This is a genomic window from Streptomyces ziwulingensis, assembly GCF_039542605.1.
GTDB lineage: Bacteria > Actinomycetota > Actinomycetes > Streptomycetales > Streptomycetaceae > Streptomyces > Streptomyces ziwulingensis.
Window position 1 is genome coordinate 247,966 of the sequence record NZ_BAABIG010000007.1, and the last position, 15,104, is coordinate 263,069.

Genomic DNA, 15,104 nt, shown 5'->3' on the forward strand with positions numbered 1-15,104 from the left:
CCGCACGCCCGCCGAGGGGACCTCACATGGCACCAGAACCACCGCTGCTCAGCATGTCCGGCATCACCAAGTCGTTCCCCGGAGTCCGGGCCCTGGACGGCGTCGACCTCGACGTCCAGGCCGGTGAGGTGCACTGCCTGCTCGGCCAGAACGGGGCCGGCAAGTCCACCCTCATCAAGATCCTGGCCGGCGCCCACCAGCCCGACACCGGCACCATCGGCTGGCGCGGCGAACCGGTCACCCTGCGCTCGCCGATCGCCGCCATGCGGCTGGGCATCGCCACCATCTACCAGGAACTCGACCTGGTGGAGCACCTCTCGGTGGCCGAGAACGTCCACCTCGGCCACGAGCCGACCGCCGCCGGATTCGTCGTACGCGGCAAGGCGGCCCGCGCCGCCACCGCCGCGCTGCTGCGGCGGCTCGGGCACCCGGAGATCGAACCGGGCCTGCTGGTCGGGGAGTTGTCGGCGGCGCAGCAGCAGATCGTCTCCATGGCGCGGGCCCTCTCGCACGACGTACGGCTCATCGTGATGGACGAGCCGTCCGCCGCCCTCGACCCCGACGAGGTCGACAACCTGTTCCGGATCGTCGGCGACCTCACCGCCGCCGGAGTCGCCGTCGTCCACATCTCGCACCGCCTGGAGGAGATCCGCCGCATCGGCGACCGGGTCACCGTCCTCAAGGACGGCCGGGCGGTCGCGAACGGGCTGCCGGCGAAGTCGACCCCGACGAAGCAGGTCGTCGCGCTGATGACCGGCCGCGACGTCGAGTACGTCTTCCCGGACCGGCCGGTGTCCCGGCCCGCCGCCGAACCCGTGCTGAGCGTGCGGGGACTGGCCCGGGACGGCGAGTTCGCGGCCCTGGACCTCCAGGTGCGCCCCGGCGAGATCGTCGGTCTCGCCGGACTCGTCGGCTCCGGCCGCTCCGAGATCCTGGAGACCGTCTACGGGGCCCGCAGACCCACCGCCGGGCAGGTACTGGTGGACGGGCGGCCCCTGCGGCCCGGCAGCGTACGCGCCGCCGTGCGCGCCGGGGTCGGCCTCGCCCCCGAGGAACGCAAGGCCCAGGCGCTGCTGATGCTGGAGTCCGTCACCCGCAACGTCTCCGTCTCCTCCCTGTCCCGCTTCTCGCGCGGCGGCTGGCTCGACCGGCGCGCCGAACAGGGCGCCGCCCGCGCCGCCACCCGCGCCCTCTCGTTGCGGCCCGACAACCCCTCCGTACCCGTGCGCACCCTGTCCGGCGGCAACCAGCAGAAGGCCGTCCTGGCCCGCTGGCTGCTGCGCGGCTGCCGGGTCCTGCTGCTCGACGAACCCACCCGCGGCGTCGACGTCGGCGCCCGCGCCGAGCTGTACGCGGTCGTCCGCCGCCTCGCCGACGAGGGACTCGCCGTCCTGCTGGTCTCCAGCGAGGTGCCCGAGGTGCTCGGCCTCGCCGACCGCGTGCTGGTGCTGCGCGAGGGCCGGGTCGTGCACGAGGCGCCCGCCCGCGAACTCGACGAACACCGCGTACTCGACCTCGTGATGGAAGGGAGCCCGGCAGCATGACGCAGCACGCATCGCCGCCCCGGGACGGCACCGGCAAGGCGGCACCGCCGGCGGAGCCGCCCGCCTGGCGGGGCGTGGCCGCCCGCGCCGACGTCCGCACCCTCTCCCTGCTCGGCGTGCTCGCCGTACTGATCCTGATCGGCGGCGTCACCAAGCCCGACGAGTTCCTGGACACCCGCAACCTCCAGCTCGTCCTCACCCAGGCGTCCGTGATCGGCGTCGTCACCGTCGGCATGACCTTCGTGATCATCTCCGGCGGCATCGACCTCTCCGTCGGCGCGATCGTCGCCCTGGCCTCGGTGTGGGCGACCACGCTCGCCACCCAGGAGTACGGCTTCCTCGGCATCCTCTTCACCGCCGTCGTGGTCGGGGTGGGCTGCGGCCTGGTCAACGGGGTGCTCGTCGCCTACGGCGCGATGGTGCCGTTCATCGCCACTCTCGCCATGCTCGCCTCGGCCCGCGGCCTGGCCCTGCAGATCACCGACGGCCGCACCCAGGTCGTCACCGTCGACAGCGTCCTCGACCTCGGCGAACGCGACGCCTACGTCCTCGGCGTCCCGCCGCTGGTCCTGGTCTTCGCCGCCGTCACCGTCATCGGCTGGCTGGTGCTGAACCGCACCACCTTCGGACGCCGCTCCGTCGCCGTCGGCGGCAACGCCGAGGCCGCCCGGCTGGCCGGTATCGACGTCCGCCGCCAGCGGCTCTACCTCTACCTGCTGTCCGGACTGTGCTGCGGCATCGCCGCCTTCCTGCTGATCGTCCTGGCCGGCTCCGGCCAGAACACCAACGGCAACCTCTACGAACTCGACGCCATCGCCGCCGCGATCATCGGCGGCACGCTGCTCAGCGGCGGCCGGGGCACCATCGTCGGCTCCGTGCTCGGCGTCCTGATCTTCACCACGATCACCAACATCTTCGCCCTGAACAACCTGCAGAGCGACGTCCAGCAGATCGCCAAGGGCGCGATCATCGTCGCCGCCGTGCTGGTCCAGCGCCGTACCGCGAGCACGACCTGAGGAAAGGTTCACCGCCATGCCAGAGCACACCCCCCTCGCGAGCCGCAGAGGGCTGCTCTTCGGAGCCGCCGCCGTGTCCGCCGGTGCCTTCCTCACCGGCTGCACCAGCAACGACCCGGACGACGACAGCGGCGCCTCCGACGCCGACTCCCGGCCGGCCGCCGCCGACAAGCCCGGCAAGCCGGTCACCATCGGCTACGCCGGCCCGCTCGCCGACCACGGCTGGCTCAACGCCATCAACGACCAGGCGAAGAACCGCGCGGAGAAGTACTCGGACGTGACCCTGGAGGTCACCGAGGGCTCCAACGACACCGCCCAGCAGATCGGCCAGATCGAGACCCTGATCAACAAGAAGGTCGACGTACTGGTGGTGCTGCCCGCCGACGGCAAGGCGCTCACCCAGGTCGGGCTGAAGGCGATGCGCGCCGGCATACCGGTGGTCAACCTGGACCGCGTCTTCAACACCCCGCAGGCGTACCGCTGCTGGGTCGGCGGCGACAACTACGGCATGGGTCTCAACGCCGGGCACTACATCGGCGAGCAGCTCAAGGACAAGGTCGGCGCCCGGGTGGTGGAACTGGCCGGCCTGGACAACCTGGAGCTGACCAGACAGCGCTCCCAGGGCTTCGACGACGCGCTGAAGAACTACCCGAACATCAAGAAGGTGGCCCGGCAGGCCGCCGACTTCACCGTGGAGTCCGGCCAGGCCAAGATGGCCCAGCTCCTCCAGGCCCAGTCGAAGTTCGACGCCCTGTGGAACCACGACGACGACCAGGGCGTGGGCGCCCTGCGCGCCATCGAGCAGGCCGGCCGGGACGACTTCCTGATGGTCGGCGGCGCGGGCGCGCTCTCCGCCTTCCAGGCCATCGAACGGGGCGACGGCGTCCTGAAGGCGACCGTCCTCTACCCGCCGACCATGGCGGCCTCCGCCATCGACCTGGCCCGCGCCCTCGGCCAGGGCAAGGGCGTCGGCGGCCTCGCCGAATTCGAGATCCCCTCGTCGCTGACCTGCTACTCGGCCGTCGTCGACAAGAGCAACGTCGACCAGTACATGTCCACCGGCTTCAAGTGAGGCACCCCGCCCCGCGGGCCCGACCAGCCCGCCGGGGCGGGACCCGCCCCCCACCGCGCCACCACGACGAGGAGGACATCCGCATGGGACAGCCGCAAGCGCCCGAGGGGGCCGGCACCGGGGCCACCGGAGTCACGGGGGCCGCTGGGGCCGGCACGGCGACCGCGGCCCCGGCCGCCGCGGGGCCGTCCGCGTCCAGACCGCCGCTGCGGGTCGGCATGGTCGGTTACGCCTTCATGGGCGCCGCCCACTCCCAGGGCTGGCGTACCGCCGGACGCGTCTTCGACCTGCCGCTCGACCCGGTGCTCGCGGTGATCTGCGGCCGGGACGGAGACGCGGTGCGCACCGCGGCCGGCCGGCACGGCTGGGCGGCGGCCGAGACCGACTGGCGGGTCCTGGTGGCACGCGACGACATCGACCTCGTCGACATCTGCACCCCCGGTGACAGCCACGCCGAGATCGCGCTCGCCGCGCTCGCCGCGGGCAAGCACGTCCTGTGCGAGAAGCCGCTCGCCAACACCGTCGCCGAGGCCGAGGCGATGACCCGGGCCGCCGACGCGGCCGCGCTGCGCGGACAGCTCGCCATGGTCGGCTTCAACTACCGTCGGGTGCCGGCCACCGCGCTGGCCCGCCGGATGGTCGCCGAGGGCCGCCTCGGCCGGCTGCGGCACGTCCGGGTGACGTACCTCCAGGACTGGCTGGTCGATCCGGCCGCCCCGCTGACCTGGCGGCTGCGCAAGGAACTTGCGGGTTCCGGCGCGCTCGGCGACCTCGGCGCGCACATCGTCGACCTCGCCCAGTACCTGACCGGCGAGCACCTCGCCGGTGTCTCCGCGCTCACCGAGACCTTCGTACGGCAGCGCCCGCTGCCCGGCGGCGCCGCACCGGGACGGCCCGCGGCCCCGGGCGACGGCAGCACGGGCGAGGTCACCGTGGACGACGCCGCCGTCTTCACCGGCCGCTTCCCCTCCGGCGCCCTCGCCTCCTTCGAGGCCACCCGGTACGCCACCGGACGCAAGAACGCCCTGCGCATCGAGGTCAACGGCGAGCACGGCTCGCTCGCCTTCGACCTGGAGCGGCTCAACGAGCTGTCGTACCACGACGCCACCGAACCCGGCACCCACGCCGGTTTCCGCCGCATCCTCGTCACCGAACCCGACCACCCCTACCTGGACGCCTGGTGGCCGCCGGGCCACGGCCTCGGCTACGAGCACACCTTCGTCCACCAGGCCCGGGACCTGGTCCACGCGATCGCCGCGGGGCAGGCCCCCGAACCGTCCTTCGCCGACGGCCTCCAGGTGCAGCGGGTGCTCGCGGCCGTGGAGGAGAGCGCCGAGAAGAACGCCGTGTACACCGCGATCACCCCCTGACCCCCCTTGCCCTGCCCCGCCCCGCCCGCTCCCCCCGCCGCTTCTTTCTTCGAGGAGGACGAGAAGCCGATGCCGCGCCACTTCACCCTGTTCACCGGCCAGTGGGCCGACCTGCCGCTGGAGGAGGTCTGCCGCCTCGCCCGCGACTTCGGCTACGACGGCCTGGAACTCGCCTGCTGGGGCGACCACTTCGAGGTCGACAAGGCGCTCGCCGACCCGTCCTACGTCGACGGCCGCCACCGGCTCCTCGACAAGTACGGCCTGAAGTGCTGGGCGATCTCCAACCACCTCGTCGGCCAGGCCGTCTGCGACGCCATCATCGACGAACGCCACCAGGCCATCCTGCCCGCCCGGATCTGGGGCGACGGCGAGGCGGAGGGCGTACGGCAGCGGGCCGCCACCGAACTGGAGGACACCGCGCGGGCCGCCGCGCTGCTCGGCGTCGACACCGTCATCGGCTTCACCGGCTCCGCGATCTGGCACCTGGTCGCGATGTTCCCGCCCGCCCCCGAGGCGATGATCGAACGCGGCTACCAGGACTTCGCGGACCGCTGGAACCCGATCCTGGACGTCTTCGACGCCGAGGGCGTCCGCTTCGCCCACGAGGTCCACCCCAGCGAGATCGCCTACGACTACTGGACCACCCAGCGCGCCCTGAAGGCGGTCGGCCACCGCCCGGCCTTCGGCCTCAACTTCGACCCCTCGCACTTCGTCTGGCAGGACCTGGACCCGGTCGGCTTCCTGTGGGACTTCCGCGACCGGATCTACCACGTCGACTGCAAGGAGGCCCGCAAGCGCCTCGACGGACGCAACGGCCGCCTCGGCTCCCACCTGCCCTGGGGCGACCCCCGGCGGGGCTGGGACTTCGTCTCCGCCGGGCACGGCGACGTCCCCTGGGAGGACGTCTTCCGCATGCTGCGCTCCATCGACTACCGGGGCCCGGTCTCCGTCGAGTGGGAGGACGCCGGCATGGACCGGCTGCAGGGCGCCCCCGAGGCGCTCACCCGGCTGAAGACCTTCGACCACGAGCCGCCCACCGCGTCCTTCGACGCCGCGTTCAACCGCTGAACCGCGCACCTCGAAGTCCGCCCGCGGCACACCTCTCCGGGGTGACGGCGCACCCCGGCGCCCGCACCGTCCGCCCTCGCACCGCACGTCCACGCACCGCACGTCCACGCACCCATCCCGTACGGCCCACCCCGTTCCCGGAGGGACCTCGTGCACCGAACCAGACTCAAGAGCGCCAGGAGAACGCGGCTACGGACACCCCTCGCCCTGTTCACCGGCCTGCTGCTGGCCGTGGGCGCCCCGGCCACCGTCGCCGGCGCCCACCCCGGCCACCCCGAGCACGACGATCCGGTCGCCGCCGAAGGGCAGTTCCAGCAGGTGCCGCTCGCCAAGGGCGAACCCGAGACGGGCGAGCCGATGTCGCTCGCCGTGCTCCCGGACCGCAGCGTCCTGCACACCTCGCGCGACGGCACGCTGCGCCTCACCGACCAGGGCGGCGTCACCGAGGTCGCCGGCAAGATCCCCGTCTACAGCCACGACGAGGAGGGGCTGCAAGGCGTCGCCGTCGACCCGGACTTCGAGAACAACCGGGCGATCTTCCTGTACTACGCCCCGCCGCTCGACACCCCCGAGGGCGACGCCCCGGAGACCGGCACCGCCGCCGACTTCGCGAAGTTCGACGGCGTCAACCGCCTCTCCCGCTTCGTCCTCAACGCAGGCGGCACCCTGGACCTGGCCAGCGAGAAGAAGGTCCTGGACGTCGCGGCCTCCCGCGGCACCTGCTGCCACGTCGGCGGTGACATCGACTTCGACGCCGAGGGCAACCTCTACCTGTCCACCGGCGACGACTCCAACCCGTTCGCCTCCGACGGCTTCACCCCGATCGACGAGCGGCCGGACCGCAACCCGGCCTTCGACGCCCGCCGCAGCTCCGGCAACACCAACGACCTGCGCGGCAAGATCCTGCGGATCAAGGTCGCCGAGGACGGCTCGTACACCGTTCCCGACGGCAACCTCTTCGCCCCGGGCACCGAGAAGACCCGCCCCGAGATCTACGCGATGGGCTTCCGCAACCCGTTCCGGATGAGCGTCGACGACCGGACCGGCACCGTCTACGTCGGCGACTACGGCCCCGACGCCGGCGCCGCCGACCCCAACCGGGGCCCGGCCGGACAGGTCGAGTTCGCCAAGGTCACCGAGCCCGCCAACTTCGGCTGGCCGTTCTGCACCGGGAACAACGACCCGTACGTCGACTACGACTTCGCGACCGGCGCCGCCGGGGAGACCTTCGACTGCGCCGCCCCGAAGAACACCTCGCCGCACAACACGGGCCTCGTCGACCTGCCGCCCGCGCAGGCCGCCTGGATTCCCTACGACGACGACTCCGTGCCCGAGTTCGGCAGCGGCTCGGAGTCCCCGATGGCCGGCCCGGTCTACCGCTACGACCCCGACCTGGACTCCAGCGTGAAGTTCCCCGAGGCGTACGACGGGGACTTCTTCGCGGGTGAGTTCGGCCGCCGCTGGATCAAGCGGATCGAGCAGACCGAGAACGGCGCGGTCGCGAAGATCAACGACTTCCCGTGGACCGGCACCCAGATCATGGACATGGAGTTCGGCCCCGACGGCGCGCTCTACGTCCTCGACTACGGCCTCTCCTGGTTCCAGGGCGACAAGGACTCCGCGCTGTACCGGATCGAGAACGCCGAGGACGGCTACTCCCCGATCGCCGAGGCGAGCGCCGACAGGACCTCGGGCCCGGCCGGCCTGAAGGTCAGGTTCACCGCGACCGCCGCGGACGCCGACTCCCCGGAACTCACCTACGCCTGGGACTTCGGCGACGGCACCGGCGGCGAGGGCCTCACCCCCACCCACAAGTACAAGAAGGCCGGCACCTACACCGCGACCTTCACCGCGACCGACCCCGAGGGCAACACCGGCAACGCCAGCGTCCGGATCGTGGTCGGCAACACCGAACCCAAGGTCAGGATCGACGTCCCCGGCAACGGCACCCTGGCCGCCTTCGGCGAGCCCGTGCCGTTCAAGGTGACCGTCACCGACCCCGAGGAGACCATCGACTGCTCCAGGGTCAAGGTCGCCTACAGCCTCGGCCACGACTCCCACGCCCACGAACTGACCAGCGAGACGGGCTGCGAGGGCACCCTGAGGCCGCCCGCCGGCGACGGCGGACACGACCCCAACGCCGACATCTACGGTGTCGTCGGCGCCAGTTACACCGACGGCGGCGCGAACGGCCAGGAGGCGCTGACCGGCACCGCCCGCACCGTGCTCCAGCCCCCGCACCGCCAGGCCGAGCACTTCACCACCCAGTCGGGCGTGACGACGTTCGACAAGACCGGCGCCAACGGCGGCAAGACGGTCGGCGACATCGACGACGGTGACTGGATATCCTTCAGCCCCTACCGGTTCGACGGGCAGAAGAAGCTGACCGTGCGGGCCTCCTCGGGCGGCGCCGGCGGTTTCGTCGAACTGCGCACCGGCTCGCCCGACGGCCCGCTGCACGGCTCGGCCTACCTACCGCCGACCGGAAGCTGGGAGACGTTCCAGAACGTCGACGTGCCGCTGCGGTCGCTGCCGGGGCGCACCACCGACATCTACCTCGTCTTCAAGGGCGGCGCGGGCGCGCTGTTCGACGTGGACGACTTCGAGTTCTCCAAGGAGCCGTTCAAGGGCGGCAAGAAGGTCCTGGTCTTCTCCAAGACGGCCGGTTTCCGGCACGACTCCATCCCGGAGGGCATCGCCGCCCTGAAGGAACTGGGCACCCCGGCCGGCATCTCGGTCGACGCCACCGAGGAGGCCCGCCAGTTCACCACGGCCAACCTCGCCAAGTACGACGCGGTCGTCTTCCTCTCCACCACCGGTGACGTCCTCGACGCCGATCAGCAGAAGGCGTTCGAGAACTACGTGGCGGGCGGCGGCGGATACGTGGGCATCCACGCCGCCGCCGACACCGAGTACGACTGGGAGTTCTACGGCGGCCTGGTCGGCGCCCACTTCGACTCGCACCCGGCCGTCCAGCAGGCCACGGTCCGCGTCGAGGACCACGACCACCCGTCCACCGCGCACCTGGGCGACACCTGGGAGCGCACCGACGAGTGGTACAACTACCGCACCAACCCGCGGGAGCAAGCCAGGGTCCTCGCCACCCTCGACGAGACCACCTACCAGGGCGGCACCATGAAGGGCGACCACCCGATCGCCTGGTGCCAGACCTACGGCGGCGGCCGCTCCTTCTACACCGGCGGGGGTCACACCGAGGAGTCCTACGCCGACGAGGCGTTCCGAGCCCACCTGCTCGGCGGTCTCCAGTACGCCACCGGCCAGGTCAAGGCCGACTGCAAGCCGGTCAAGGACCACCGGAAGATCTTCAACGGCCAGACCCTGGACGGCTGGCAGCAGGCCGGCCCCGGCACGTTCGGCGTCAAGGACGGCACGCTGGAGTCCGACGGCGGCATGGGCCTGCTCTGGTACCAGGCCAAGGAGCTGACGTCGTACTCCCTCAAGCTCGACTGGAAGATGCGCGGCGACGACAACTCCGGCATCTTCGTGGGCTTCCCCGCCTCCGACGACCCCTGGTCCGCGGTGGACAAGGGCTACGAGATACAGATCGACGCCACGGACGCGGCCGACCGCACCACGGGCTCCGTCTACTCGTTCAAGTCGGCGAACATCAAGGCCCGTGACCAGGTCCTGCGTCCGCCCGGCCAGTGGAACTCCTACGAGATCAAGGTCCAGGGCGAACGCCTCCAGGTGTTCCTCAACGGAGTCAAGATCAACGACTTCACCAACAAGGACCCCGAGCGGAGCCTGACCGACGGCTACATCGGCCTCCAGAACCACGGCGCCGACGACAAGGTCTCCTTCCGCGACATCCGACTCAAGGAACTGCCCGCCGGCCCCGTCACGGCCGCGCGCGGCGACTGAACGGCGGCGGGCGGGGGACGCCGGACCCCCGCCCGCCGTCTCCTCCCGGCCCTCGCCGGGAACTGCTCATCCGCGACGCGTCCAAGGAGGCTGCCCATGTCCGCGTCCCCGTCTTCGTCCCAGTCCCCGTCCCCGTCCGTGTCCCGTACAGGCGTCTGGCTCATCGGCGCGCGCGGTTCCGTCGCCACGACCGCGGTGGCGGGGTGTGCCGCCGTGACCGCGGGTCTGCACCCGCCCACCGGCATGGTGACCGAGGCCCCCGCCTTCGCCGACTCCGTACTTCCGCCGCTGTCGTCGCTCGTCTTCGGCGGCCACGACACCCTGGACTGCCCGCTGCCGAAACGGGCCGAGGCGCTCGCGGCCGGCGGGGTGCTGCCGCCCGGCCTGCCCTCCGCCGTCCGCGCCGAACTGGAGGCCGCCGAACGGGAGATCCGCCCCGGCGGCCCGCTGCCCGGCGACACCAGGGACGCCGACGAGCTGATCGCCGCGTTCACCGCCGACATCCGGGACTTCACCCACCGGGCGGGGCTCGCCCGGACCGTGGTGGTCAACGTCGCCTCCACCGAGCCGATCGCCACCGGCGCCGCCCTCCCGCCCAGCTCGCTCTACGCGGCGGCGGCCCTGCGGGCCGGCTGTCCGTACGTCAACTTCACCCCCTCCACCGGCCTGCACCACCCCGGCCTCGCGGGAGCCGCGGCGGCCGGCGGCCTGCCGTACGCCGGCCGTGACGGCAAGACCGGCCAGACCCTGCTGCGCTCGGTGCTCGGCCCGATGTTCGCCCAGCGCGCGCTGACCGTCCGGGCCTGGTCCGGCACGAATCTCCTCGGCGGGGGCGACGGCGCCGCCCTCGCCGACCCGGCCGCCGCGGCGGCGAAGAACGCGGGCAAGGAACGGGTCCTCGCCGACACCCTCGGCACCACCGTCGAGGGCCAGGTCCACATCGACGACGTCCCCGCGCTGGGCGACTTCAAGACCGCCTGGGACCATGTGGCCTTCGACGGCTTCCTCGGCTCCCGCATGATCCTCCAGACCATCTGGCAGGGCTGCGACTCGGCTCTCGCCGCGCCCCTCGTCCTCGACCTGGCCCGCCTGGCGGCACGGGCCCACGAGGCGGGCCTCACCGGGCCGCTGCGCGAACTGGGCTTCTACTTCAAGGACCCGGTGGGGGACGGCCCGTCCGCGCTGGGGGAGCAGTACGCGGAACTGATCGCTTTCGCCGGCCGGCTGCGGGAGGGGGCACCGCCCCGACCGCCCGGCACCGAGGCCGCCGCGCCGCGTACCGCCGGGGAACGCCGGTGATCCGCGCGTTGCGCGTCACCCGCCGGGCGGGGGCCGGGGCGGGGGCGGGGACCGGCCCGGGGACCGGGACGGGCAGGCGTGGCGCTGAGACCGCGGGGATCGAGGAGATCGCGCCGGGCGGGGCCGGTACCGGCCGGTCGGCCGTGGCCGGTGACGCCGGGGTCGGCGGGGTCGGCGGGGTCACCGGGGTCGGCGGGGTCACCGGGGTCGGCGGGGTCGGCGGGGTCGGCGGGACCGCCGGTGGTGCGGGGTGCCCTGCCGAAGACACCCCCGCCCGTGTCCCGGCCCCCGCCCGCGCACGGGCTCGCGCATGGGCCCGCGCATGGGCCGAACTGCTGCGTCTGCCCGCCCTGTTCACCGTCCCGGGTGATGCCCTGGCCGGTGCGGCGGCCACCGGCGTGCCCGCGAACCGCCGTACCTTGCTCGCCATCGGTTCCTCCGTGTGCCTGTACGAGGCGGGGATGGTCCTCAACGACTGGGCCGACCGCGCGGAGGACGCCGCCGAACGCCCGCACCGCCCGCTGCCCTCCGGCCGCGTCCGCCCCGCCGCCGCGCTCGCCGCGGCCTGCGCCCTCACCGGCGCCGGACTGGCCCTCGCCGCCCGGGCCGGCCGGCCCGCACTGGCCGTGGCCGTGCCCCTGACGGCGACGGTCTGGGCGTACGACCTCGCCCTGAAACACACACCGGCGGGACCGGTCGCCATGGCCGGGGCCCGCGCCCTGGACCTGCTCCTGGGCGCCGCGGCCACCACCGGCCGCCCCGGCCCGGCCGTCCCCTCCGCGGCCCTCCTCGGCAGCCACACCCTCGCGGTCACGGCCGTCTCCCGCAACGAGACCACCGGCGGCTCCGCCCTGGCCCCCCTCGCGGCACTCGCCACCACCGGACTCCTGTGCCGGCTGGTGGCCCCCCGATTCCCGGCAGGCCGGCGGGCAGCAGCCGCCCCCGGCCTGCCGGGTCCCCCGCCCACGTCACACCCCGTACCGCACCGACCAGGTGCGTCGGCCGGTGAGTGGCTCACCACCGTCCTCGTGGCCGGTTACGCCGCCACCGCCGCCCGGCCCTGTCTCCATGCCGCCCTCAACCCCTCACCCCCGCTCACCCAGCGGGCCGTCGGCGCCGGTATCCGTGCCACCATCCCGCTCCAGGCCGCCCTCGCCGCGCGCTCCGGGGGGCGGGTCACCGCGCTGCTGGTGGTGGGGCTCGCGCCGCTGGGCCGCCGGTTCGCGAAGAAGGTGAGCATCACATGAGCCGCGTGCGCCCACGCCCGGACCGGCCCGCCGTGCCCCCGTTCCGCTTCGGCTACGGCACCAACGGCCTCGCCGACCTCCGGCTTGACGACGCGCTCGGCCTGCTCGCCGACCTCGGTTACGACGGCGTCGGACTCACCCTCGACCACATGCACCTCGACCCCCTCGCCCCGGACCTGGCCGCCCGCACCGGCCGGGTCGCCGCCAGGCTGGCGGCGCTCGGACTCGGTGTCACGGTCGAGACCGGCGCCCGCTACGTCCTCGACCCGCGCCGCAAGCACGGCCCCTCCCTCCTCGACCCCGACCCGGACGACCGGGCCCGCCGGGTCGCACTGCTGCGCACCGCCGTACGGGTCGCCGCCGACCTCGGAGCCCACGCCGTCCACTGCTTCAGCGGTGTCACTCCCGACAGTGACCGTGACAGTGACAGCGCCGGTGACGCCGAGGGGACCGGTGACGGCGACGGTGACGGCGGCAGCGAGGGCACCGGTGACGGCGACGGCACCGGCATCGAGGAGGCGTGGAAACGCCTGGCCGACTCCCTCGCCCCGGTCGTCGACGCCGCCACCGCCGCCGGTGTCCCGCTCGCCGTCGAACCCGAGCCCGGCCACCTCCTCGCCTCCCTGGACGACTTCCACCGGCTGCGCCGTGCCCTCGGCGACCCCGAGGCCCTCGGCCTCACCCTGGACATCGGCCACTGCCAGTGCCTCGAACCCCTCCCTCCCGCCGACTGCGTACGCGCCGCCGGTCCCTGGCTGCGGCACGTCCAGATCGAGGACATGCGACGAGGCGTCCACGAACACCTCCCGTTCGGCGACGGCGAGATCGACTTCCCGCCGGTCCTCGCCGCCCTCGCCGCCACCGGCTACCAGGGCCTGACCGTCGTCGAACTGCCCCGCCACTCCCACGCCGGGCCGCGGTTCGCCGCGGCCTCCCTCCCGTTCCTCCACCGGGCGGCGACCGCCGCCACCGATTCCCCGGCGCCGGCCGCCCCACCCTCAGGCGTGCCCTCCGCCACCCCACGACGGAGCACCCCATGAGCCACCTCCACCCCACCCGGCACCACGCGGCGACCGACACCGCACGGGACACCCAGGGCACCACCCCCGCCCGCATCCCGCCGGCCGCCCTCCGCGCGGACCTCGGCGCCCGCCTCGGTGGCGCCGCCCGCGCCTGGCTCGACCAGGCCCTGGAGGAGGCCGCCGCCCACCCCGGCACGCACGGCCCGATCTCCGTCTGGGAACTGCGCCTCGCCGAGGCCGGCCGGCGCTGCGGCCCCGCCCACGCGGACGCCGCCCGCGTCCTGATCCTGCACGCGGCCCGCGCCGACGCCGACGCCCTGGCCCGGGTCTACTTCCAGGGCACCGCCGACGAACGCCGCGCCGTCCTGCACGCCCTGCCGCACCTCGTGCCGGGCAACGCGGCCCTCCCGCTCGTCGAGGACGCGCTGCGCACCAACGACACCCGGCTGCTGGCCGCCGCCGTCGGTCCGTACGCGGCCCGGCACCTCGACGCCCACCAGTGGCGGCACGCCGTGCTGAAGTGCCTGTTCACCGGCGTCCCCGTCGACCGGGTGGCGGACCTCGGGCGCCGCGCCCACGCCGACGGCGAACTCGCCCGGATGCTCGCCGACTACGCCGCCGAACGCACCGCCGCGGACCGTCCGGTCCCCGAGGACCTGCACCGCGTCCTGGCCCTGACCGAGCCCGGGGCCACCCCGCCCGGCCCGGCGGACCCCCACGGCAAGGAGTCCTGATGCGCCTCTTCGACCCCCACATCCACATGACCTCCCGCACCACCGACGACTACGAGGCCATGTACGCCGCCGGCGTCCGCGCCCTCGTCGAACCCGCGTTCTGGCTCGGCCAGCCCCGCACCTCCGTCGACTCCTTCCGCGACTACTTCGACTCCCTCCTGGGCTGGGAGCCCTTCCGGGCCGCCCAGTACGGCATCGCCCACCACTGCACGATCGCCCTCAACCCCAAGGAGGCCAACGACCCGCGCTGCGCCCCCGTCCTCGACGAACTGCCCCGCTACCTCGTCAAGGACCGGGTGGTCGCCGTCGGTGAGATCGGCTATGACTCGATGACCCCCGCCGAGGACACCGCCCTCGCCGCCCAGCTCCAGCTCGCCGCCGACCACGGCCTGCCCGCGCTGGTGCACACCCCGCACCGGGACAAGCTCACCGGCCTGCGCCGCACCCTCGACGCGGTCCGCGCCTCCGCGCTGCCCCCGGACCGGGTCCTGGTCGACCACCTCAACGAGACCACCGTGAAGGAGGCCAAGGACAGCGGCGCCTGGCTCGGCTTCTCCGTCTATCCGGACACCAAGATGGACGAGGCACGGATGGTCGCGATCCTGCGCGCGTACGGCCCCGAGAAGGTCCTGGTCAACTCCGCCGCGGACTGGGGCCGCAGCGACCCGCTCAAGACCCGCGAGGTCGCCGACGCGATGCTCGCGGCCGGATTCGACGAGGACGACGTCGACCGCGTCCTGTGGCGCAACCCGGTCGCCTTCTACGGGCTGAGCGGACGCCTCGACCTCGACGTGGCCCGGCCCGACGCCACCCACGAGGGCAACTCCATCCTGCGCGGCGGGGAGTGAGC

11 protein-coding genes are annotated in these 15,104 nt (G+C 73.4%); all 11 read left to right on the forward strand.

What is annotated here, in order from left to right; genetic code table 11:
• Positions 1–26: 26 nt before the first annotated feature.
• Positions 27–1,544: a sugar ABC transporter ATP-binding protein gene (locus tag ABEB00_RS03980; RefSeq protein WP_345617448.1), complete on the forward strand. Its 1,518-nt coding sequence runs from the start codon at positions 27–29 to the stop codon at positions 1,542–1,544.
• Positions 1,541–2,560 carry an ABC transporter permease gene (locus ABEB00_RS03985; protein ID WP_345617449.1) on the forward strand — a complete coding sequence of 340 codons (1,020 nt, stop codon included), beginning with the start codon at positions 1,541–1,543 and terminating at the stop codon, positions 2,558–2,560. The genes ABEB00_RS03980 and ABEB00_RS03985 overlap by 4 nt, the downstream gene beginning before the upstream one ends.
• A gap of 16 nt (positions 2,561–2,576) precedes the next feature.
• Positions 2,577–3,632 carry a substrate-binding domain-containing protein gene (locus ABEB00_RS03990; protein WP_345617450.1) on the forward strand — a complete coding sequence of 352 codons (1,056 nt, stop codon included), beginning with the start codon at positions 2,577–2,579 and terminating at the stop codon, positions 3,630–3,632.
• An 83-nt stretch (positions 3,633–3,715) separates the two neighbouring features.
• The gene (locus ABEB00_RS03995; RefSeq protein WP_345617451.1) at positions 3,716–5,002 is read left to right on the forward strand and encodes a Gfo/Idh/MocA family protein; all 1,287 of its coding nucleotides are present in this window, start codon (positions 3,716–3,718) and stop codon (positions 5,000–5,002) included.
• Positions 5,003–5,071: 69 nt separating this feature from the next.
• Positions 5,072–6,070 carry a sugar phosphate isomerase/epimerase family protein gene (locus ABEB00_RS04000; protein WP_345617452.1) on the forward strand — a complete coding sequence of 333 codons (999 nt, stop codon included), beginning with the start codon at positions 5,072–5,074 and terminating at the stop codon, positions 6,068–6,070.
• Positions 6,071–6,220: 150 nt separating this feature from the next.
• Entirely contained in the window at positions 6,221–9,952 is a 3,732-nt protein-coding gene (locus tag ABEB00_RS04005; protein ID WP_345617453.1) for a ThuA domain-containing protein, read from the forward strand.
• Positions 9,953–10,048: 96 nt separating this feature from the next.
• Positions 10,049–11,251 carry an inositol-3-phosphate synthase gene (locus tag ABEB00_RS04010; RefSeq protein ID WP_345617454.1) on the forward strand — a complete coding sequence of 401 codons (1,203 nt, stop codon included), beginning with the start codon at positions 10,049–10,051 and terminating at the stop codon, positions 11,249–11,251.
• Between the two features lie 332 nt (positions 11,252–11,583).
• Entirely contained in the window at positions 11,584–12,498 is a 915-nt protein-coding gene (locus tag ABEB00_RS04015; protein WP_425586429.1) for an SCO3242 family prenyltransferase, read from the forward strand.
• Positions 12,495–13,538 (forward strand): sugar phosphate isomerase/epimerase family protein, encoded by a 1,044-nt coding sequence (locus tag ABEB00_RS04020; RefSeq protein WP_345617456.1) that lies wholly within the window; start codon positions 12,495–12,497, stop codon positions 13,536–13,538. Before ABEB00_RS04015 ends, ABEB00_RS04020 begins: the two co-directional genes overlap by 4 nt.
• Positions 13,535–14,254, forward strand: coding sequence for an EboA domain-containing protein (locus ABEB00_RS04025; RefSeq protein ID WP_345617457.1), 720 nt, complete (start codon positions 13,535–13,537; stop codon positions 14,252–14,254). The genes ABEB00_RS04020 and ABEB00_RS04025 overlap by 4 nt, the downstream gene beginning before the upstream one ends.
• Entirely contained in the window at positions 14,254–15,102 is an 849-nt protein-coding gene (locus ABEB00_RS04030) for a TatD family hydrolase (RefSeq protein ID WP_345617458.1), read from the forward strand. The genes ABEB00_RS04025 and ABEB00_RS04030 overlap by 1 nt, the downstream gene beginning before the upstream one ends.
• Positions 15,103–15,104 lie beyond the last annotated feature (2 nt).